The organism is Stenotrophomonas sp. 3(2025) (genome assembly GCF_052665395.1).
Window position 1 is genome coordinate 74696 of the sequence record NZ_JBQOIF010000006.1, and the last position, 21987, is coordinate 96682.

Consider the following 21987-nt stretch of genomic DNA (forward strand, 5'->3'; position numbering starts at 1 on the left):
CGTCTTCTTCGCCGCCCGTGCCCGCATGCGGTGTTCCGCAACACGCCGCTGGTGGCCCATGCCGGCTGCTGATGCCAGCAAGGAAAGCGATGTCGGCGACGTAACCGTTGCCGACGTACTGGCCGCGCAGGCCCGCCTGCGCCGCTTCCTGCCGCCCACTCCACTGCATCATGCCGAGCGCTTCGGCACCTGGCTGAAGTTGGAGAACCTGCAGCGTACCGGTTCGTACAAGGTACGCGGCGCCCTGAATGCCCTGCTGGCCGCCCGCGAACGTGGCGATACCCGGCCGGTGATCTGCGCCTCGGCCGGCAACCACGCCCAGGGCGTGGCCTGGGCCGCCTATCGCCTGGATGTGCCGGCCATCACCGTGATGCCGCATGGCGCACCGGCCACCAAGATCGCTGGCGTCGCCCACTGGGGCGCAACGGTGCGCCAGCATGGCAACAGCTATGACGAGGCCTATGCGTTCGCCGTCGAACTGGCGCAGCGTCATGGCTATCGCTTCCTGTCCGCGTTCGACGATGCCGATGTCATCGCCGGCCAGGGCACCGTCGGCATCGAGCTGGCCGCACACGCGCCGGACGTGGTGATCGTACCGATCGGCGGTGGCGGCCTGGCATCCGGCGTCGCGCTGGCGCTGAAATCGCAGGGCGTGCGCATCGTCGGCGCGCAGGTCGAGGGAGTCGATTCGATGGCCCGTGCGATCCGCGGCGACGTGCGCGAGATCAATCCTGTGCCGTCGCTGGCCGATGGCGTGCGGGTGAAGATCCCCGGCTTCCTGACCCGTCGCCTGTGTACCTCGCTGCTGGACGATGTGGTGATCGTGCGCGAAGCCGAGCTGCGCGAGACCCTGGTGCGGCTGGCACTGGAAGAACACATCATCGCCGAAGGCGCCGGTGCGCTGGCACTGGCTGCCGGCCGTCGCGTCGCCGGGCGCCGCAAGTGCGCGGTCGTCTCCGGCGGCAACATCGATGCCGGCGTGCTCGCCGGCCTGCTCACCGACATCCGTCCACGCCCGCCACGCAAGCCGCGCCGACGCCGGGCAGAAGCCCCGCGCTCGCCCGGCAAGGCGACCGCCACCGCTTTTCCCACGCCTTCCCCTTCCCCCCTGCAAGCCGTCGCACCCGCTGTCGAGGAGATTTCCCTGTGACCACCATCGAACGAATTACCACCCCGCGCATCCGCATCTTCGACACCACCCTGCGTGACGGCGAGCAGTCCCCCGGCTGCAGCATGAGCCCGCCGCAGAAGCTGGTGATGGCGCGTGCGCTGGACGAACTGGGCGTGGACATCATCGAGACCGGCTTCCCGGCCAGCTCGCAGTCCGACCGCGAAGCGATGGCCCTGATCGGCCGCGAACTGCGCCGTCCGAGCCTGAGCCTGGCGGTGCTGTCGCGCTGCCTGCAGGCCGACATCGAAACCTCGGCGCGTGCGCTGGAAGCCGCTGCCAACCCGCGCCTGCATGTGTTCCTGTCGACCAGCCCGCTGCACCGTGAGCACAAGCTGCGGATGACCCGCGAGCAGGTACTGGAATCGGTACGCAGGCACGTAGCGCTGGCCCGCTCCTACATCGATGACGTGGAGTTCTCCGCCGAGGACGCCACCCGCACCGAACTGGACTACCTGATCGAGGTCTCGCGCGTGGCGATCGCTGCCGGCGCCACCACCATCAACCTGCCCGACACCGTCGGCTTCACCACGCCGGAAGAGATCCGCACGATGTTCCAGCAGGTCATCGCTGGCGTCGCCGATGTGCCGAACGCAGCCAACGTGATCTTCAGCGCCCACTGCCACAACGACCTGGGCCTGGCCGTGGCCAACTCGCTGGCCGCCATCGAAGGCGGCGCGCGCCAGGTCGAATGCACCGTCAACGGCATCGGTGAGCGCGCCGGCAACTGCTCGCTGGAAGAGATCGCGATGGTGCTGAAGGTGCGCCAGGCTTTCTACGAGCAGGACACCGCCATCGACACCCCGCGCATCGTCGGCACCTCGCAGCTGCTGCAGCGCCTGGTCGGCATGCCGGTACAGCGCAACAAGGCCATCGTGGGTGCCAATGCCTTCGCCCATGAGTCGGGCATCCATCAGCACGGCATGCTGCGCCACCGCGGCACCTACGAAATCATGCGTCCGGAAGACGTGGGCTGGGAAGATTCGCAGATGGTGCTGGGCCGCCACAGTGGCCGCGCTGCCGTCGAAGCCCGCCTGCGCGCACTGGGCTTCTGGCTGGAAGAAGACGAGCTGAAGCTGGTGTTCGAGCAGTTCAAGGGGCTGTGCGAGCAGCAGCGCGTTGTCACCGATGCCGACCTGCAGACGCTGATGCAGGGCGGCTCCAATGCCCAGGGCTACCGTCTGGCTTCGATGACCATCAGCGATGTCGGCAGCCGCGCCAACGCGCTGGTCGAACTGTCCGACCCGGACGGCAACCGCGTGGCCGAGACCGCGCAGGGCGACGGCCCGGTCGATGCGCTGTTCGGCGCGTTGTCGGCCGCCACCGGCGTGCAGCTGATGCTGGACAGCTACCACGTGCACAGCGTCGGCATCGGCGCCGACGCGCGTGGCGAGGCCAACCTGAGCGTGCGCCACGAGGGCGTGGAGTACGACGGCACCGGTACCAGCAAGGACATCATCGAAGCGTCCGCGCTGGCCTGGCTGGACGTGGCCAACCGTCTGCTGCGCCAGCGCCAGGCCAACGCCGGCATCAGTACTGAATCACCTGCCACCGCCACTGCCTGAGGAATGTGAGATGAGCGCCTTCGACACCGCGACCACCACCAGCAGCGCTGGCCAGCAGTGGAATGCCCAGGACTATGCGATCGATGCCGGCTTCGTGCCGACCCTCGGTGGCGCCGTGGCGCGCCTGCTCGATGCGCGTGCGGGAGAGCGCATTCTCGACCTGGGGTGTGGCGATGGCGTGCTCACCACCGAACTGGCCCTCAGCGGCGCACACATGCTGGGCGTCGATGCCTCGCCGGAAATGGTGATCGCCGCGCGTGCGCGGGGCGTCGATGCGCAGGTGATGGACGGCCACGCCCTGTCCTTCGACGGTGTGTTCGATGCGGTGTTCAGCAATGCCGCCCTGCATTGGATGCCCGACCCGGATCGCGTGCTGGAGGGCGTGCGCCGTGCCCTGCGCCCCGGCGGGCGCTTGGTCGCCGAGTTCGGCGGCCATGGCAACGTGGCCACGATCACTGCCGCCGTGCAGGCCGCGCGCGTCGCCCATGGCCATGGTGCCAGCGCATTCCAGTGGTACTTCCCCACCGCCGATGCCTACGCAGACCGCCTGCGCCAGCATGGCTTCCAGGTGCAGCTGATCGAATGCCTGCCGCGCCCGACCGCGCTGCCGACCGGCGTTGCCGGCTGGCTGCGGGTATTCGCCGCTCCACTGCTGGACGACCTGCCAGCCGAGGCGCGCGCCACGGTACGCGATGCCGCCACGGCCCTGCTGGCCGACCTGCCGCGCAATGCCGCCGGCCAGCCGCTGGCCGACTACGTGCGCCTGCGCGTGCTCGCGCGGCGCCGCTGACCTGCTCCTGTTACTTTCTCTTCGATGCCCGTTACTCCGTACTCCTGCCAGGCAAACGCATGACTTCCGCACCCCGCACCCTGTACGACAAACTGTGGGACGCCCACGTGGTGGTTCCAGAAACCGACAGCGCGCCCGCCGTGCTGTACATCGACCTGCACTTGATCCATGAAGTGACCTCTCCGCAGGCCTTCACCGAGTTGCGCGAGCGCGGCCTGAAGCCGCGCCGTCCGGATCGGACCAAGGCCACGATGGACCATTCCACGCCGACCCTGCCGGCCGCTGCAGACGGTACGCTGCCCTACGCCAGTGCCGCCTCCGAAGCACAGGTCGCGATGCTGGCGCGCAACTGCACCGAGCACGGCATCGAACTGTTCGACATGGCCTCGGACAACCGCGGCATCGTCCATGTGATCGCACCGGAACAGGGCTTCACCCAGCCGGGCATGACCATCGTCTGCGGCGACAGCCACACCTCCACCCACGGCGCATTCGGGTCGCTGGCCTTCGGCATCGGCACCAGCGAAGTCGGCCATGTACTGGCCACGCAGTGCCTGCTGCAGCGCAAGGCGAAGACGCTGGCGATCACCGTCGATGGCAAGCTCGCGCCGGGTATCGGCGCCAAGGATGTGGTCCTGCACATCATCGGCGTGATCGGCGTCAATGGTGGCACCGGGCACGTGATCGAGTTCCGCGGCAGCACCATCGAAGCGATGGACATGGAACAGCGCATGACCCTGTGCAACATGGCGATCGAAGCCGGCGCACGCGCCGGCATGGTCGCGCCCGACCAGGTGACATTCGACTTCGTCGCCAATACGCCGCGTGGCCCCAAGGGCGCCGACTTCGACGCTGCCGTTGCCCGCTGGACGCAGCTGCGCAGCGATGAAGGCGCGCGCTTCGACAGCGAGGTGCGCATCGATGCCGCCGATATCCGCCCGACCCTGACCTGGGGCACCCACCCCGGCACCGCCATCGCGGTGGATGCGCCGATCCCGGCGGCCAACGATGCCGCCGCGCAGAAGGGCCTGGATTACATGCACTTCCAGGCGGGACAGACGCTGGCCGGCACGCCGGTGGACGTGGTGTTCGTCGGCTCCTGCACCAATGGCCGGCTGAGCGACATGCGCGAAGTGGCACAGGTGCTGCGCGGCCGTCGCGTCGCCGAGCGCGTGCGCATGCTGGTGGTGCCCGGTTCCGAGATCGTCAAGCGCCAGGCCGAGGCCGAAGGCATCCACGAGATCGTACGCGCGGCCGGTGCCGAATGGCGCGAACCGGGCTGCTCGATGTGCATCGCCATGAATGGCGACCTGGTCGCCCCCGGCCAACTGGCGGTCAGCACCAGCAACCGCAATTTCGAAGGCCGCCAGGGCCCGGGCTCGCGCACGCTGCTGGCCTCGCCGATGAGTGCTGCCTGGGCCGCGGTGCAGGGCCACGTCGCCGATGCCCGTGAACTGTTCGCCCAGGAGGTGGCCTGATGAGCGGCTTCCGCACCCTGAGCTCGGCCAGCGTGGTGCTGCGCCAGACCAACATCGACACCGACCAGATCATTCCGGCGCGGTTCCTGTCAACCACCGAGCGCGCTGGCCTGGGCCGCAATGCGTTCAACGACTGGCGCTGGCAGGCCGATGGCTCGCCCGTGGCGGACTTCGCCTTCAACCAACCGCACAACGCCGGCCGCAGCATCCTGCTGGCCGGGCGCAACTTCGGCTGCGGCTCATCGCGCGAACATGCGCCGTGGGCGCTGACCGATCTCGGCGTGCGTGCCATCGTCAGCAGCGAGATCGCCGACATCTTCCGCGGCAATTCGCTGAAGAACGGCCTGCTGCCGATCGTGCTGGACGAGGCCGACGTGCAGCTGCTGATGCAGCGCCCTGACGATGAGCTGACCATCGACGTTGCGGCGCGCGAGCTGCGCACGCCCGATGGCCGCGTCTACTCCTTCCCGTTGGACGGCTTCTCGCAGACCTGCCTGCTGGAAGGCGTCGATCAACTGGGTTATCTATTGGGCCGTGTCCCTGAAATCGAACGTTACGAGAGTGAGCATGCACGCTGAAATTGTTGTCCTGCCCGGTGATGGCATCGGCCCGGAAGTGGCCGCCGCCGCGGTCGCCGTTCTGAACGCCGTCGCCAAGCGCTTCAACCACACCTTCACCTTCAGCGAGCACGACATCGGTGGCATCGCCATCGACCGCCACGGCGAACCGCTGCCGGCAGCGACCCTGGCCGCCTGCCAGGCCGCCAACGCGGTGCTGCTGGGCGCCGTGGGCGGGCCGAAGTGGTCCGACCCGAACGCCAAGGTGCGCCCGGAACAGGGCCTGCTGGCGATCCGCAAGGCGCTGGGCCTGTATGCCAACCTGCGTCCGGTGCGCACCCATGAAGCCGCACTGCACGCCTCGCCGATCAAGGCCGAACTGCTGCAGGGCGTGGACTTCGTGGTGGTGCGCGAACTGACCGGTGGCATCTACTTCGGCGACAAGACCCGCGATGCCGACAGCGCCAGCGATCTGTGCCGCTACACCGTGGCCGAGATCGAGCGTGTGCTGCGCAGTGCCTTCCGGTTGGCGCAGCAGCGTCGCGGCAAGGTCACTTCGGTGGACAAGGCCAACGTGCTGGAAACCTCACGCCTGTGGCGTGACGTGGCCGCGCGCATCGGCCGCGAGGAATTCCCGGACGTGGCGCTGGAACACCAGCTGGTCGATTCCATGGCGATGCATCTGCTGGCCAAGCCACGCGAGTACGACGTGATCGTGACCGAGAACATGTTCGGCGACATCCTCACCGATGAGGCCTCGATGCTGGCCGGTTCGCTGGGCCTGCTGCCATCGGCATCGCTGGGCGAGCCGGGTGCGGTGGGTATCTACGAGCCGATCCACGGCTCGGCACCGGACATCGCCGGCAAAGGCATCGCCAACCCGTACGCGACGATCTTCAGCGCGGCGATGCTGCTGCGCCATTCGCTGGGGCTGGAAGACGAAGCAGCAGCGGTGGAAGCGGCGGTGCACGCGGTGCTGGACGATGGCGTTTTCACCGCAGACCTGGCCGCCAAGGGCCACGCGGTGAGCACGGCGACGGCCACCGACGCGGTGCTGGCCAAACTGGGATGAGTGATCGGGGTACCGGACGGCGTCCGGTACCCGTTCTCTCTGCGCATCCCGCACTGACTCACTCAGTGCGGGATGTTCGCGCTCTGCGGATCGCTCGCGGCCGCGCGCATCTGCGAGCTGCTGCATCCGGTCAGGACAGTGCCGTCGTCGGCTCTGGCCACCACGCGTTCATGGATTCGGATGCTGCCCGAAGGCAGGCCGCTGCGCGACGCTTCGCGTTGCCAGACCTGCACGCCGGCCTGCTGGTGAGCAGTTGTCAGACCGGCATCGAGCAACACGCTTGCCACGTTGATTCTGCCAAGGTCTGCAGCGAACAGGCCGGCCGGTGCGGCCAGCACCTTGTCGGTGGCGATGCCCTGGATCTGCAGCGGCGTCTGCAGTTCGATCTGGAAGACGGGAAGCACCGTGCCGTTGATCGCATGCGTGGGTGCCGACACTGCGTGCACCTCTGCCGGCCATTCGCCCTGCGGTTGTTCCATCACCTGCTGCAGCAAGCGCCCGACGCGGCGCAGGGCCGCATCGTCGGCACGGCACTCGATGGCCGCTGTGAGGTCATTGGCATCTGCACGCTGCTGCCGATCCAGTGGCAACGTTCCCTGCGTGCTGGCAGATTGGGCAGTACATCCCAACCGGTAGCCGTCGCCATCGCTGCTCACCATGATCGACGGGGCCGACGTGTTGCCATCAACCGATCGTGCGGACCACACCCGGAAGGGTTCATGCAGCGTGCTCGACTGCAGCTGCAGGCCATGGCGGGCAACGATACGATCACGCGCTGCAGCGTCGATGGCAATGGACAACCCCTGCGCGTCTGCGAAAACGCGCAGGGTCCGGACGCCCTGCACGGTCAACGGCACCGGCAACTCGATGACCGTCACCGAAGCAGCGTCGGCGCCCCCGGCCTGCTCGAAATGCCAATCACGCAGATGCAACGGGCGACCGGCTGGATCGCCGTAGCGTGCCGCCCGCAGGGTGCTGGCGACGTTTCGCCGGGTATCAACATTGGCACGGCATTCGAGCACGGCAAGCAGGTTCTGCTCGAAGCGCAGGGCCTCGGTCTGCGCCGGCTCTGCATCGGCAAGACCGCAGCAGGCAACCAGCATCAGCACGCAAGCGCGGATCGTGCGAGGGAACATGCAGGCTCTCCGGCCCCGGGACAGCCCGCTATTGTGCCCGTGAACGCCCTGAAGCTGTCCACTTGGGGATCTACTGCGCAAACCCAAGCCTCGCGTGCCTCTACTTGGTGGTGTAGCCACCATTGACCAGGATGGTCTGCCCAGTCATCCACCAGCCATCGGTCACCAGGAAGCGGATCCACGGCACGATGTCGGCGATATCGGTCAGGCCGGTGCGGGTGAACGCCGACAGCGCCGCGGCAGTCTTGTGGTAGGCCTGCGCATCGGCACTCTCGGCCGGATAGAAGAACGGCGTATCCATCGGCCCGGGTCCGATCGCGGTCACCGAGATTCCACGCTCGCCAAACTCCTTCGATGCCGCGCGGGTGAAGTGTTCCACCGGCGCCTTGGTGCCCGCGTAGCTGGAATAGAACGGCGTGAACGCGCCCAGCAGCGACGTGACCAGCGTGCAGATGCGGCCGCCGTCGTTGACATGGCGTCCTGCCTCCTTGAGGAAGAAGAAGGCCGTCTTCGCATTGACCGCGCTCATCTGGTCGTACTCCGCTTCGCTGATGTCCAGCATCGGCTTCTTCAGCACTTTGCCGACGGTGTTGATGGCGATGTCGGGGCGACCGACGGCGGCGACCGCGTCGGCGAACAGACGCTCCATCGCAGCGGCCGAGGTCAGATCGGCCTGCAACGCCACGGCCTTGGCACCTGCGGCCTGCACCGCCGCAACGGTCGCCTCCGCGTCGGCCTGGGTGGCGGCGCTGTTGTAGTGGATGACGATGGCCTTGGCACCCTGTTCGGCGAAGTCGCGGGCGATCAGCCCGCCGAGGTTCTTGGCACCGCCGGCGATCAGCACGGTCTTGCCCTGGATACGGTGGTCGGTCATGGCATCGGTCTCGGGAAGAGGCTGCCGGGCTGGCAACCCTGTGCCGACGACGATATCGTGCAGAAATTGCGGATAAAGACCGCAACATTGACTTAACTTTCCAAAGCGGGCGAACAATGGACCGGATCGAGCGTTTCCGCATCTTTGCCCGGGTGGTGGAGTGCACCAGCTTCACCCGCGCCGCCGACCAGCTCGGCCTGCCCCGCTCCACCGTCTCGGCGGCCGTGGCGGAACTCGAGCAGCGCCTGGGCACGCGCCTGCTGCAGCGCTCCACCCGCAGGGTCTCCACCACCCACGATGGCGACACGTTCTATGTTCGCTGCCTGCGCCTGATTGCCGAGGTGGAAGACGCCGAGTCGCTGTTCCGCCAGGACGACGCACAGCCGAGTGGCCTGTTGAAGATCGATGTACCCAGCCGGGTCGGCCGCCGCATCATCGCCCCGGCGCTGCCGGACTTCTTCGCACGGCACCCCCAGGTCGAGCTGGACCTGGGCATGACCGATCGCGCGGTGAATCTGATCGAGGACGGCTGCGATGCGGTGCTGAGGGTGGGGCAGCTGGGTGACTCCAGTCTGGTGGCCCGCACGCTGGGCCAGCTGGACTTCGTCAACGTTGCCGCGCCGGCGTACCTGCACGCGCACGGCGTACCGCAGCACCCCACCGACCTGCAGCAGCACCGCGCGGTGAACTATGCGTCGCCGACCACGGCGCGGGTGGAACCGTGGGAATGGCAGGACGGCGCGCAGCTGCGCACGCTGCCGATGCCCGGCTGGGTGCGGGTGAACAGCGCCGAGGCGTCGATTGCCTGCTGCGTCGCGGGGCTGGGACTGCTGCAGATTCCACGCTACGACGTGCAGGCCGAACTGCAAACCGGTGCGCTGGTGGAAGTGATGCCCCAGTACGCGGCGCAGCCGCTGCCGGTGACCCTGTTGCTGCCGCACCGGCAGCATCGCGCGCAACGTGTGCAGGTGTTCCTGGATTGGCTGGTGCCGCTGCTGCGTGAGCGGCTGCAGTTGCAGGGGTGATCGGCCGGGCGGCTGCCGGGCGCCCGCAGAAGCAACTGCAACTACAACTGCAAAAGCCAGAGCGGCTCTGGGTTGTTGCTTGGTAGGCGGGGAGGGGGCAGCTGGTGGGACACGCCGCAAGTACGTCCCTGTAGGCTCGGCCACGGCATCCATGCCGTGGACGGTCCCGCCAGCTGCCCCCTCCCCGCCTTCGACAATTTCCCGATGACGGTTGGTGGATCCACGCCATGCGTGGATGAGGTGTATCCGACCCCAACCATCAGCACGCGGCTGTTGCTGTTGCTGTTGCTGTTGCCTTTGCTTTTGATCTTCTACTTTCTCTTCCTGCGGTGGAGGCCACAGGAAACTGTCCGTGGCCGGGTGGGCAGGTGCGCTGGGGGCGTAAGCGCCATGGATGGCGCGCCCGAGCCTACAGGGACGTACCTGCGGCGTCCCCCAGCCCACCTGCCCACCCGGCCAACCACGGCACTACTGCCACCACCGCAGAGGGGGCTCAGCCCGGTGGCCGGGAAACCCGGGGCATCACGCCCCGGATTCGTCCGGCTTGACCCGGAACCACGCCGCATACAGCGCGGGCAGGAACACCAGCGTCAGCACCGTGCCGACAATCAATCCACCCATGATCGAAATCGCCATCGAGCCATAGAACGCGCTGCGCGACAGCGGGATCATCGCCAGCACCGCCGCCAGCGCAGTCAGCACGATCGGGCGGAAACGCCGCACCGTCGCATCGATGATCGAATGCCAGCGGTCATGCCCGGCATCGATGTCCTGCTGGATCTGGTCGATCAGGATCACCGAGTTGCGCATGATCATGCCCGCCAGCGCGATGGTGCCCAGCAGCGCCACGAAGCCGAACGGCGCGCGGAACAGCAACAGGAACAGCGTCGCGCCGATGATGCCCAGCGGTGCGGTCACCAGCACCATCGCCGCACGCGAGAAGCTGCGCAGCTGCAGCATCAGCAACGTGGCCACCACGATCAGGAACAGCGGCATGCCGGCCTTGATCGAGTTCTGCCCGCGCGCCGAATCCTCCACCGAGCCGCCGGTCTCCAGCAGGTAGCCACTGGGCAGATCGGCACGGATGCCGTCCAGGGTCGGCACGATCTGCTGCACCACATCCAGCGGCTGCATGCCATCGCTGATGTCGGCACGCACGGTCACCGTCGGCAAACGGTTGCGGTGCCAGATGATGCCGTCTTCGAAGGCGTATTCCAGCCGCGCGACCTGCGACAGCGTCACCGCGGTGCCGCTGCTGGTCGGGATCGCCAGGCTGCCGAGCAGGTCCAGCTGCGCACGCTCGTTGTCCGGGCCACGCAGCAGCATCTCGATCTGGCGGTTGCCTTCGCGATAGGTGCTCACGCTCATGCCCGACAACGAGCTGCTGAGGAACTGGCTGACCTGCGCACTGCTGACGCCCAGCGCGCGGGCGCGGTCCTGGTCGATCACCAGCCGCACCACCTTGCTCGGCTCGCTCCAGTCCAGGTTCACGTTCATCACGTGCGGGTTCTCGCGCACCTTGGCCTCGACCTGGCGCGCGATCGCCTGCACCTGCGCGATGTGCTCGCCGGACACGCGCATCTGCACCGGATAACCGACCGGCGGCCCGTTCTCCAGGCGCGTCACCCGCATCTGCACATCCGGGAACTGCCTGATCACGTCCTTCAGCATCCAGTCGCGGGTCGATTCGCGGGCCTTGGCGTCTTCGGTGAGCACCACGAACTGGGCGAAGTTGGTGGCCGGCAGCTGCTGGTCCAGCGGCAGGTAGAAGCGCGGCGAACCGGTGCCGACGTAGGCCACGTAGTTGCTGATGCCTTCGCGCCCCTTCAGCAGCTTCTCCAGCTTGTCGGCCTGTGCCTGGGTCGCGGCCAGCGACGCACCTTCGGCCAGCTCGATGTCCACCATCAGTTCCGGACGGGTCGAGTCGGGGAAGAACTGCTGTGGCACGAAGCGGAACAGCATCAACGAACCGATGAACAGGGCGATGGTCGCAGCGATCACCCACCAGCGATGGCGCAGGCAGGTATCCAGGAACGCCCGGAAGCGCGTGTAGAACGGCCGCTGGTACGGATCATGATCGTGCGCATGCTCCTTCGGTGCGATCCAGCGCGCGAGTGACGGATGCCGGTCGGCCCACTGCAGGCGCTTGGCGCGCCAGCGACCGGCCAGGCTGTCCGGCTTCGGCAGCTGCGGGTTGAACAGGTCCGGCAGCATCTTGTCACCCAGGTACGGGATGAACAGCACTGCCGCGATCCACGACACCACCAGCGCGATGGTCACCACCTGGAACAGCGAACGGGTGTACTCACCCGTGCTGGATGCCGCCGTGGCGATGGGCAGGAAGCCAGCGGCAGTGATCAGGGTACCGGTCAACATCGGGAAGGCGGTGGATTCCCAGGCGAAACTGGCCGCGCGCAGGCGGTCGTAGCCCTGCTCCATCTTGGTGGCCATCATCTCCACCGCGATGATCGCATCGTCCACCAGCAGGCCCAGTGCCAGCACCAGTGCACCCAGCGAAATCTTGTGCAGGCCGATATCGAAGTAGTGCATGACGAAGAAGGTCATCGCCAGCACCAACGGGATGGTCACGCCTACCACCAGGCCGGTACGCAGGCCCAGCGAGAAGAAGCTGACCAGCAGCACGATCACCACCGCTTCGGTGAGCACCTGCACGAATTCGCCCACCGACTCTTCCACCGCATGCGGCTGGTCGGACACCTTGCGCAGCTGCATGCCGGCCGGCAGGGTCTTCTGCAGGCGTTCGAACTCGGCATCCAGGGTGGCACCGAGCTTGAGGATGTCACCGCCGTCCTTCATCGCCACCGCCAGGCCGATCGCATCCTGGCCCATGAAGCGCATCTTAGGCGAGGCCGGATCGGCAAAGCCGCGCTTGACCTCGGCGATGTCGCCCAGATGCAGCGTGCGTTCGCCGGCCTGGATCGGGAATTTGCGGATGTCCTCGATCGAATCGAACTGACCGGTCACGCGCAGCTGCACGCGGTCGGTCGGGGTTTCGAAGAAGCTGGTGGCGCTGACCGCGTTCTGGTCGGCCAGCGCCTGCTGCACCTGTTGCAGCGATACGCCCAGCGTGGCCAGCTTGGTGTTGGACAGCTCGATCCACACCTTCTCGTCCTGCAGGCCGACCAGGTCGATCTTGCCGACGTCGGGTACGCGCTGCAGCTCCAGCTGGATGCGGTCGGCATAGTCGCGCATCACCGCGTAGTCGAAGCCTTCGCCGGTCAATGCATAGATGTTGCCGAAGGTGTCGCCGAACTCATCGTTGTAGAAGGGCCCGACGATCTCCCTCGGCAGCGTCGCGCGGATATCGCCCACGCGCTTGCGCACCTGGTACCACAGGTCCGGGATCTGCTTGGAGCGCAGGCTGTCGCGCGCCATGAAGATCACCTGCGATTCGCCCGGCCGCGAGTACGAACGGATGAATTCGTACTCGCCGGTGTTCATCAACGCTTTTTCGATCGGCTCGGTCACCTGACGCGAGACCTGCTCGGCGGTCGCGCCCGGCCACATCGTGCGTACCACCATCGCCTTGAAGGTGAAGGGTGGATCTTCGGACTGGCCCAGATGCTTGTACGACCAGGCACCAATGACGGCAAACGCCAGCATCGCGAACAACACCAGCGCACGGTTGCCCAGCGCCCATTCGGAGAGATTGAAGCGGCGCACGGGTCAGTGCCCCTTGCCTGCGGCCGGCGCCGGCTTGGCGGCCGACGGTGCCAGCACCGGGCGGTTCTGGCGGTCGACCGGCGTTACCACCTGGCCTTCGCGCAGCAGATGGCCGCCGGCAGCGACCACCCAGTCCGTCGCGCCCACGCCGGACACGACCGGCACGGCCTGCGCGCCGTAGGCACCGACCTGCACCGGCGTTGCCTTCAGTGCACCATTGGACGGATTGACCACCCACACGCTGGCCTTGCCATCACTGCCGCGCAGCACGGCCGCCAGCGGCAGCTGCAACGCACCACTGCGCCCGGCGGTGGCGAACACCCGCGCACTCTGGCCCAGTTCCACTTCGCTCAGAGCTTCCGGCGCCAGGCTCACGCGCGTGGCATAGGTACGGGCCTGTGCATCGGCGGCCGGGGCGATCTCGCGCAGGGTACCCGGCAGCAGCTGGCCCGGGCGGTTCCACAGTTCCACCTGCACCGACTGGCCGACCTTGTAGTCGCGGATGCTGCTTTCCGGCAGCGCGATCAGCACCTCACGGCCACCATCGGCGGCCAGGGTGAGCACCGTCTGCCCCGCGCTCACGACCTGCCCGGCTTCGGCCTGGCGGCTGGCGATCACGCCATCGGCGGGCGCGCGCAGCTGCGCGTACTCGGCCTGGTTGCGGGCTACGGCGAGGTTGGCCCGGGCGGCGTTGGCCTGCCCCTGTGCAGCCTTGAATGCCGCCGTCTGCTGGTCCAGTGCCGAGCGGCTCACCAGCTGGTCTTCCGCCAGCTTGGCATAGCGCTTCTGGTCATCGCGGGCGCGCACCAGGTCTGCTTCCGCCGCCGCCAGCTGCGCCTGCGACGCCGCCGCCTGCGAGGCGTAGTCGGCCGCATCCAGCTCGGCCAGCAGCTGGCCCTTCTTCACCCGCTCGCCAGCGTCGACATGGCGCTTGACCAGGTTGCCGCCAACCCGGAACGACAAGGGGCTTTCCTGGCGGGCACGCACCTCGCCGGGGTAGGCGGCCGCGGCCTGTCCATCCTGCGTGGTGGGATGCACCACCAGCACCGGAATGGCCGCCGCCGGCTCGGCGGCCTGCTTGCCGCACGCTGCCAACACCACGACCAGCACGCCTACGCCCAACCAACGCATGTTTTTCATGAGGTACAGGACCTGAAAAGAAAACCGGGGGGAACGCGCCGGCAACATGCTGTTGCAGCGCGGACATTAGTGAACCAGCCGGTATAGTATAAATATCGAACCGCTTGGTCTAGTATTAGTGGAATGAGTTCTCCCACTTCCCGAAAGCCGACGGCCAAGCCCGTTGCCAAGGCTGCCGGTCCCGGGCGCCCCAAGGATCTGGGCAAGCGCGCGGCGATTCTCGAGGCAGCCAAGACACTGTTCATCGAGCAGGGCTACAGCGGCGTGAGCATGGACAGCATTGCTGCCCAGGCCGGCGTCTCGAAGCTGACCGTCTACAGCCATTTCGGCGACAAAGAGACCCTGTTCTCCGAAGCTGTGCAGTCCAAGTGCATCGAGATGCTGCCCGACGCGCTGTTCGTGGCCGACGTCGAAGGCCCCCTGCGTGACCAGTTGCTGGGCATCGGCATGGCGTTCTTCGAAATGATCACCTCCGACGCGGCCCTGTCGATCCAGCGGATGATGATGGCGCCGGAGACCGACGAGCGCCTGCGCGAACTGTTCTGGCAGGCGGGCCCGCAACGCACCTGCGAGGCACTGGCCGACTTCATGCGTTCGCGTGCCGAGCGCGGCGAACTGGATATCCCCGACTGCTACATCGCCGGCCAGCAGTTCCTGACCCTGGTGAAGGGCGAAGTGCACATGCATATGATGTGCGGCATGCCACTGTCCCCCGTCGAGACCGATGCTGCGATCCACGTGGCCGCCAGCGTGGATTTCTTCCTGCGCGCCTACGCGCCGCGGGGGGCGGGGAACGCTGGATAACCAAAACTGAACGAACCGGAGGTCGCGATGACTTCCGGCACTGCGACCCCGGCCACCCCGCAGCTGATGCTCTGGGCGCGCCGCCGGCCCCCGGCACCGGTAAAATGGCCGGCCCACTGCGCTGGATTTGAACCTCATGACGATTGATTACGCCCACGCCCGCGAACTGATGGTGGAACAGCAGATCCGTCCCTGGGACGTGCTGGACATCAAGGTGCTCGACGTCCTGGCCCGCCTGCCGCGCGAGGTCTTCGTCGCCGACGCGCACCGGGCGCTGGCCTATGCCGATGTCGAACTGCCGATCGGCAACGGCCAGAAGATGATGAAGCCGGTCATCGAGGGCCGTACCCTGCAGGCACTGGATCTGCAGCCGGGTGACGAAGTGCTGGAAATCGGCACCGGCAGCGGCTTCCTGTCGGCCTGCATCGGCGCGCTGGCGCGCGACGTGCTGAGCCTGGAGATCGATCCGGAACTGGCCGCCGCTGCGCGCGCCCGCCTGGATGCCACCGGCCTGGGTACCAACGTGCGCGTGGAAGTGGCCGATGGCCTGGCCTGGCAGACCGAACGCCGCTTCGACGTGATCTGTGTCACTGGCGCCGTCGACGTGGTGCCGTCACAGTTTGCTTCGTGGTTGCGTCCGGGTGGTCGCCTGTATGTCATCCAGGGCCGTTCGCCGGCGATGGAAGCACTGCTGGTGAAGGCCGATGGCAGCACCGAGTCGCTGTTCGAGACCGATATCGATTACCTGCGTGGTGCCGCCCCGGCCCCCCAGTTCCACCTCTGAGTCCAAGGAAGCCGCAATGATCCGCCGATCCCTCGCTGTTGCGCTGGCCACTGCCCTGCTGCCGTTGTCCGCCCATGCCGCCGACCTGCTGCAGGTCTATGAAATGGCGCGCAATGGTGACCCGCAGCTGTCCGCCGCCGAATCCACCCGGCTGTACGACAAGGAAGGCGCCGTGCAGGCGCGTGCTGCGCTGCTGCCGCAGATCAATGGCCAGGCCCAGTTGAGCCGCACCCGCACCGAAGCCGACCATGATGCCAACTCCGGCACGGTCACCAGCAAGCGTCGCAACTACACGATCGACGGTTCGCAGACGCTGTTCAACTGGACCCAGATCAACAACCTGCGTTCGCAGCGCGAGCTGAGCAAGGCGGCTGATTTCACCCTCGATTCGGCCAACGACAACCTGATCGTGCGCACCTCGGCGGCCTACTTCAACGTGCTGGTGGCGATCGAATCGCTGAACGCCGCACAGACCAACGAAGCGGCCGCGAAGAAGCAGTTCGACTTCGCCGACAAGCGCCTGGAAGTGGGCCTGGCGCCGATCACCGACGTGCACGAGGCCCGCGCCCAGTACGACCAGGCGCGTGCCAACACCATCGTTGCGCAGAACACCCTGGCCGACAACTACCAGGCCCTGACCGAACTGACCGGCCAGCCGGTGGTCAACCTGAAGGGCCTGCCGGCCGATTTCCGTCCGGAAGTGCCGGCCAACCGCGGCAACCTGGACCAGCTGGTGCAGCAGGCGACCACGCAGAATCCGGCGCTGAAGGCGCAGGAGCTGAAGGTCGGTGCCGCCGAAGCCGGCGTGCAGGCCGCCCGTGGCGGTCACTACCCGACCCTGTCGCTGGGCGGCAGCTGGGGCAAGAGCGCAACCTGGGGCGACAGCGTCGGCGCCGGTTCGCTCTCGCCCGATGCACGCACCAACAGCATCGGCCTGACCCTGAGCGTGCCGATCTTCTCCGGCGGCGCCACCCAGTCCGGCGTGCGCCAGGCGCTGGCCCAGCGTGACATCGCCCAGGACGGTTTCGAGCAGCAGAAGCGCGCGCTGGACCGCAACACCCGCAATGCCTACCAGACCCTGGTGCAGGGCATCAGCGAAGTGGAAGCGCGCCGTTTGGCCGTGGTTTCCGCGCAGAGCGCCTACGATGCCTCGCAGGTCGGCCTGGAAGTGGGTACCCGCACCGTGCTGGACGTGATCCAGAACCAGCGCATCCTGTTCTCCGCACAGCTGGATTACGCGCAGGCCCGCTACAACTTCCTGCAGAACCGCCTGCTGCTGAGCCAGGCCGTGGGTGGCCTGGATGTCGCCGAACTGCAGGACATCAACCGCCTGCTGACCCAGGACGCGGGCAACCCGTCGACGACCACGAACTGAGTCGGCGCGACCGGCCTGGTCAGAAAGCCACCCGCGAGGGTGGCTTTTTTATTGATTGCAGATGGCCTGCGGTGAGGGGCGCTAACGCGAACGCCCGGCGCGTCGACGCACCAGGCCGCCTGCCAACCCGACCACCAGCACCACCAGCACGGGTACGAACAGACGCGACGTGACTGCCGGCAACAGGCACAGTGCAGTTGCCAAAGGGGCAAGCACCATCGGGATCAACCGCCGTTCGCCGGCCACATCCGTCGCCCGCCACTGGCTGCGCGCAACGCCGAGGCACACGGCGGCCAGGACCAGCAGGCCTGCAGGCCCCGGCAGCTGTGGAAGCCACCCCTCCGGCAGCGACAGCGCCAACGCCGCCGACAGCACGGTCAGCGCCAGCGTCAGCAGCAAACGCGCACCGGTACCCACTGCGCCGGACTTCGGCGGCCAGACTTCCCTCCCCACCCGCGCGGCCAACAGCAGCAGCACCAACTGCAGGGCCGCCAGCCCCGCGCCGCCCGCCAACGGCAACAGTGGCAGCAACCACTGCAGCTGCGGGATCCCCTGCAACGCCACCGACAGCGGCCGTGTGCTGGCCAACGCGGCAAACTCGACGAGGCCCGACTGCAGCGCAGCCAGTACCATCAGCCACAACATCGCCATCAGCACCGCTGCGCCGGCGGCTCTGGAAACCTGCGAACGAGGGCGCGGCACCCGCCCGCAGAACCCTGCCAGCAGGCCTGCACCGAGCAGGACGCCGAGCAATGCCACGCCCGCTGCCAGCACGCCACCCACCCCGAAGCGATAGGGCGCGGTAGCCGATGGCAGCCACGGAATCCAATGCGCGTAGTGCACATGGCGTGCTGCCAGCAACAACAGCAGCAGGCCCACGCCCAGCTTCACCGTCAACAGTGCACTGGCCAACAACAGCGCGCGCGGCGTCCGCAGCACTGCAGCGGCGGCCCCCAGCAGCAGCACCAGGATCGCCGCCGCCAGCGGCAAGGGCAGCCACTGCCCGGGTGCAGCGTCGATGACCTCGGCGGCTGCGTACAGATGACGCGCCATCGATTGCGCCAGCCCTGCGATGGTCGCCGTCAGTTCCAGCAGCAGGGCAATCACCAGTACGTCGGCAGGCAGCCTGCCCCAGGCGGCACGCAGCAGACCATGCAGACCCGAAGCCTCCGGCAGGCGCCGCATCGCCATGCGCAGGCAATACAGCATCGGCACTGCGCCCAGCGCCGCCAGCAACAGGCTGAGGACAATGGCGGGCCCCGCCTGAGCCGCCGTGTGCTGCCCGACCAGGGCGACAACGCTGCCGCCCAACAGCAGGGTCAGCGCCACCACCAGCAGATGGTCGGTGCCCAGCCTCCCGGGCTTCGCGCTGGCGTGCAGCGCGCCTCCGTTGTCGCCGATCATTCAAAGCTCCCTTGATGTCGCCCAAGCGTGGTCGACAACAAGCTGGCAGCCTGACGCGGTAAGCGGAATCGGAATCTGCGCCATACGAACGATGATGTGACAGCTTGCACGCCGTGGGCGGTGGTAGCGGTCCAACCACGACAGATTCACCACCATCAAGCAGACTTGATGCAGGCGTTCACGACAGCGCAACGCCGGGCCGCCCTTGAAACACCTGATGACGACAGGCCGGGTCTCAGGCCAGCGGCGGCGGCAGGTGCGGCGCCACCAGCTGCAGGGTCCGCTGCAGCGCGCCGCGGCCATTGCTGACCAGCGTGCAACCGGCGCGGGCCATGTCTTCGCGCGCCTGCACGTCCTCGAGCAGGTGCAGCAGCAGATCACCCACGGCCTGCACGTCCTCGCCGATCAGCAGGGCACCGGCCTCGCGCATGCGCCGCGAGATCTCGGCGAAGTTGTGCAGGTGCGGGCCGGTCACCGCTGCGGTGCCCATCGCTGCCGGTTCCAGCAGGTTGTGGCCGCCGATGGCCTGCAGGCTGCCACCGACGAAGGCGACCTGGGCACAGCCGTAGAACGGCATCAGTTCGCCCAGCGTGTCGATGACGAAGACATCGCTACGCGCGTCCGGCCACTGCTGTGCGCGCCGCGTCGACACGTTCCAGCCCTGCTCGCGGGCCAGCGCCTCCACCCTGGGGAAGCGCTCGGGATGCCGCGGCGCCCACAGCAGCAGCAGGTCCGGATGCTGCTGGCGCAGGCGGCGGTGCAGGTCGATCACTGCCTGCTCCTCACCATCATGCGTGCTGGCCGCGATCCACACCGGGCGCGTGGCCGGCACATGGGCATGGAACTGTTCGATGAAGGGCTGCACGTCCGGCGTGGCGATGTCGAACTTCAGGTTGCCCAGTGCCTGCACCTGTTCCGGCGCCGCGCCCAGCTGCACGAACCGCGCAGCGTCATCCTGCGACTGTGCGGCCACGCAGGTGACCGTGCGCAGCGCACGCCGGATCAACGCCGCCAGCACGCGGTAGCCGCGCAGCGATCGGGCCGACAGGCGCGCATTGAGGATGTACACCGGAATGCGACGGTCGCGGCAACCGAACAGCATGTTCGGCCACAGCTCGGTTTCCAGGATCAGCGCCAGGCTGGGCTGGAAGTGCCCGAGGAAGCGGTTGACGCTGCCCGGCACGTCGTATGGCAGGTACACATGGTCCAGCGCATCGCCCCACAGCGCGCGCACCCGTTCCGAGCCGGTCGGGGTGATGGTGGTGATGACCCAGCGGATGTCCGGCCGCTGTGCGCGCAGCGCATTGACCAGCGGCGCAGCGGCGTTGACCTCGCCCACCGAAACCGCGTGCAGCCAGACCCGGGGCTGGCCGCTGGGCTGCGGATAGGATGCGTAGCGTTCATCCCAGCGCCGGAAGTATTCACGGACCCGGAAGCCGCGCCAGACCAGGTGGTACACGGTGATCGGCAGCAGGAGGTACAGCACGGCCGAGTACAGGCCACGCAGGATCCATTCGACAGGGTCTTTACGCATGCGGCAAGGATACGGGAGCCCCCCGGGAAAGACACGCGGCCGGGTTGGTAGAATGGCGGCATGTCCGATGCCACCACCGCCGTCCGTCCATCGCTGCGTGACCCACGCAACTGGCCGATGTTTGCCGTCATGTTCACTGCCTTCGGGATCGCCCGGCTGCCGTGGACGCTGCAGCGCGTGCTGGGCCGTGGGGTCGGCTCGATCGCCTGGCGCCTGGCCGGCAGCCGCCGCCATGCCGCCGAGGTCAACCTCAAGCTGTGCTTCCCCGAGAAGGACGAGGCCTGGCGCAAGCGCCTGGTGCGCGACAGCTTCGATGCCCTGGGTGTGGGCATCTTCGAATGCGCGCGTTCCTGGTGGGGCAGCATCGACAGCATCCGCCCGCAGGTGCACATCGAAGGGCTGGAACACCTCAAGCAGATGCAGGCCGAAGGCCGTGGCGTGCTGCTGGTCTCGGGCCACTTCATGACCCTGGAGATGTGCGGCCGCCTGCTGTGCGACCACGTCGACCTGTCCGGCATGTACCGCAAGCACAAGAACCCGGTGTACGAGTGGGCGGTGAAGTTCGGCCGCCTGCGCTATGCCAAGGCGATGTACGCCAACGAGGACATCCGCGCGACGGTGCGCCACCTGAAAAAGGGCGGCTTCCTCTGGTACGCACCCGACCAGGACATGCGCGGCAAGGACACCGTGTTCGTGCCGTTCTTCGGCCACACTGCCTCCACCATCACCGCCACCCACCAGCTGGCGCGGATGACCGGTTGTGCGGTCATCCCCTACTTCCATCGCCGCGAAGGCGGGAAGTACTTCCTGAAGATCGGCGCGCCGCTGGAGAATTTCCCCAGCGAGGACGTCGAAGCCGATACCGCGCGGGTCAACCAGGCCATCGAGCAGATGGTGCGCGAGGCACCGGACCAGTACCTGTGGATCCATCGCCGCTTCAAGCGCCAGCCCGGTGGGCGCAGCGATTTCTACAAGTGACGTGAGATTTGGATGGCTCATCCACGCATGGCGTGGATCTACCCGGCGGCTGGTTTCATCCACGCATGGCGTGGATCTACCGGGAATGCCGATCAGCAGCCAGCCGCCGATCAGTAGATCCACGCCATGCGTGGATGTTCTCTCTTCCGATGCCGGAATCTACAACGGCCAACGACACCAGGCGTGAGGGTAGTCCCCCAGCCCACCAGCCAATCCGGCCCGCACCGGATTGCCCAGGATGTACATCGCCTTGTCATGAAGGGATTCATCGGTACGCACCGCATGGTCGTGATAGCCGTGCTGCCAGAGCGGCCCTTTTCGTCCCGATATCCGGTTCAGCTGCCGGCTGCTGCGTGATTTCAGCAACGCCATGCACTGGGCCAGCGTTCCCTTCTGCAGCTCCATCAACCAGTGCAGGTGGTCGGGCATCACCACCCAGGCGAGGCTGTGGCTGATGCCGCTGCGTTCGACGAAGCGCAGCGCGTCCACCAGCACAGCGACATTGCCTGCGTCGGAGAAGAATGGCTCCCGGCCGTGTGTTGTCGTGGTCAGGGAATAGACATTTCCCGTGCGGGAGTAGCGACCGTAGCGGAGTCTGGGGCTTGCCATGGGGACAGAC

18 protein-coding genes are annotated in these 21987 nt (G+C 67.2%); 11 read left to right on the plus strand and 7 right to left on the minus strand.

Annotated features, from left to right (window positions below; genetic code table 11):
- The first annotated feature begins 58 nt into the window (after positions 1 to 58).
- The 6 genes from ACUXVE_RS06685 to leuB are packed head-to-tail and all read left to right on the plus strand — an operon-like array spanning position 59 to position 6630.
- Entirely contained in the window at positions 59 to 1150 is a 1092-nt protein-coding gene (locus tag ACUXVE_RS06685; protein WP_445514061.1) for a threonine dehydratase, read from the plus strand.
- Positions 1147 to 2733, plus strand: coding sequence for a 2-isopropylmalate synthase (locus ACUXVE_RS06690; RefSeq protein WP_025874148.1), 1587 nt, complete (start codon positions 1147 to 1149; stop codon positions 2731 to 2733). The genes ACUXVE_RS06685 and ACUXVE_RS06690 overlap by 4 nt, the downstream gene beginning before the upstream one ends.
- A gap of 10 nt (positions 2734 to 2743) precedes the next feature.
- Positions 2744 to 3523 (plus strand): class I SAM-dependent methyltransferase, encoded by a 780-nt coding sequence (locus ACUXVE_RS06695; protein WP_445514062.1) that lies wholly within the window; start codon positions 2744 to 2746, stop codon positions 3521 to 3523.
- A gap of 59 nt (positions 3524 to 3582) precedes the next feature.
- Positions 3583 to 5001 carry a 3-isopropylmalate dehydratase large subunit gene (gene leuC / locus ACUXVE_RS06700; protein WP_222388411.1) on the plus strand — a complete coding sequence of 473 codons (1419 nt, stop codon included), beginning with the start codon at positions 3583 to 3585 and terminating at the stop codon, positions 4999 to 5001.
- The gene (leuD, locus tag ACUXVE_RS06705) at positions 5001 to 5579 is read left to right on the plus strand and encodes a 3-isopropylmalate dehydratase small subunit (RefSeq protein WP_093817958.1); all 579 of its coding nucleotides are present in this window, start codon (positions 5001 to 5003) and stop codon (positions 5577 to 5579) included. Before leuC ends, leuD begins: the two co-directional genes overlap by 1 nt.
- Positions 5569 to 6630, plus strand: a complete 1062-nt coding sequence (gene leuB / locus ACUXVE_RS06710; protein ID WP_093817959.1) for a 3-isopropylmalate dehydrogenase — start codon at positions 5569 to 5571, stop codon at positions 6628 to 6630. The genes leuD and leuB overlap by 11 nt, the downstream gene beginning before the upstream one ends.
- Positions 6631 to 6692: 62 nt before the next feature.
- Here the strand turns inward: leuB and ACUXVE_RS06715 are convergent, their stop codons facing one another.
- Positions 6693 to 7766: a hypothetical protein gene (locus tag ACUXVE_RS06715; protein ID WP_222388409.1), complete on the minus strand. Its 1074-nt coding sequence runs from the start codon at positions 7764 to 7766 to the stop codon at positions 6693 to 6695.
- A gap of 100 nt (positions 7767 to 7866) precedes the next feature.
- The gene (locus tag ACUXVE_RS06720; protein WP_049465737.1) at positions 7867 to 8640 is read right to left on the minus strand and encodes an SDR family oxidoreductase; all 774 of its coding nucleotides are present in this window, start codon (positions 8638 to 8640) and stop codon (positions 7867 to 7869) included.
- Between the two features lie 116 nt (positions 8641 to 8756).
- Between ACUXVE_RS06720 and ACUXVE_RS06725 the strand changes: the two genes are divergently transcribed.
- Positions 8757 to 9665 (plus strand): LysR family transcriptional regulator, encoded by a 909-nt coding sequence (locus tag ACUXVE_RS06725; RefSeq protein ID WP_445514063.1) that lies wholly within the window; start codon positions 8757 to 8759, stop codon positions 9663 to 9665.
- A gap of 522 nt (positions 9666 to 10187) precedes the next feature.
- Here the strand turns inward: ACUXVE_RS06725 and ACUXVE_RS06730 are convergent.
- On the minus strand, positions 10188 to 13349 hold the full coding sequence (locus ACUXVE_RS06730; protein ID WP_093817963.1) for an efflux RND transporter permease subunit: 3162 nt from the start codon (positions 13347 to 13349) through the stop codon (positions 10188 to 10190).
- 3 nt (positions 13350 to 13352) lie between these two features.
- A complete protein-coding gene (locus ACUXVE_RS06735; protein ID WP_222388406.1) occupies positions 13353 to 14489 on the minus strand; it encodes an efflux RND transporter periplasmic adaptor subunit in 1137 nt (378 codons plus the stop codon).
- 123 nt (positions 14490 to 14612) lie between these two features.
- Here ACUXVE_RS06735 and ACUXVE_RS06740 point away from each other — a divergent pair, with 123 nt between their 5' ends.
- From ACUXVE_RS06740 to ACUXVE_RS06750, 3 genes are all read left to right on the plus strand, one after another.
- Positions 14613 to 15293 (plus strand): TetR/AcrR family transcriptional regulator, encoded by a 681-nt coding sequence (locus tag ACUXVE_RS06740; RefSeq protein ID WP_117311341.1) that lies wholly within the window; start codon positions 14613 to 14615, stop codon positions 15291 to 15293.
- 136 nt (positions 15294 to 15429) lie between these two features.
- Entirely contained in the window at positions 15430 to 16077 is a 648-nt protein-coding gene (locus ACUXVE_RS06745; RefSeq protein ID WP_222388405.1) for a protein-L-isoaspartate O-methyltransferase family protein, read from the plus strand.
- 16 nt (positions 16078 to 16093) lie between these two features.
- On the plus strand, positions 16094 to 17452 hold the full coding sequence (locus ACUXVE_RS06750; protein WP_025874136.1) for a TolC family outer membrane protein: 1359 nt from the start codon (positions 16094 to 16096) through the stop codon (positions 17450 to 17452).
- An 81-nt stretch (positions 17453 to 17533) separates the two neighbouring features.
- Here ACUXVE_RS06750 and ACUXVE_RS06755 read toward each other — a convergent pair whose 3' ends face one another.
- Both ACUXVE_RS06755 and waaA read right to left on the minus strand, forming a co-directional pair.
- Positions 17534 to 18856: an amino acid transporter gene (locus tag ACUXVE_RS06755; protein WP_445514064.1), complete on the minus strand. Its 1323-nt coding sequence runs from the start codon at positions 18854 to 18856 to the stop codon at positions 17534 to 17536.
- Between the two features lie 235 nt (positions 18857 to 19091).
- Positions 19092 to 20390: a lipid IV(A) 3-deoxy-D-manno-octulosonic acid transferase gene (gene waaA / locus ACUXVE_RS06760; RefSeq protein ID WP_222388404.1), complete on the minus strand. Its 1299-nt coding sequence runs from the start codon at positions 20388 to 20390 to the stop codon at positions 19092 to 19094.
- Positions 20391 to 20450: 60 nt separating this feature from the next.
- Between waaA and ACUXVE_RS06765 the strand changes: the two genes are divergently transcribed.
- Positions 20451 to 21368: an LpxL/LpxP family Kdo(2)-lipid IV(A) lauroyl/palmitoleoyl acyltransferase gene (locus tag ACUXVE_RS06765; RefSeq protein ID WP_025874133.1), complete on the plus strand. Its 918-nt coding sequence runs from the start codon at positions 20451 to 20453 to the stop codon at positions 21366 to 21368.
- A 159-nt stretch (positions 21369 to 21527) separates the two neighbouring features.
- On the opposite strand, the gene ACUXVE_RS06770 is transcribed toward ACUXVE_RS06765, so the two are convergent.
- Positions 21528 to 21977, minus strand: coding sequence for an REP-associated tyrosine transposase (locus ACUXVE_RS06770; protein ID WP_059065052.1), 450 nt, complete (start codon positions 21975 to 21977; stop codon positions 21528 to 21530).
- Positions 21978 to 21987: the final 10 nt, after the last annotated feature.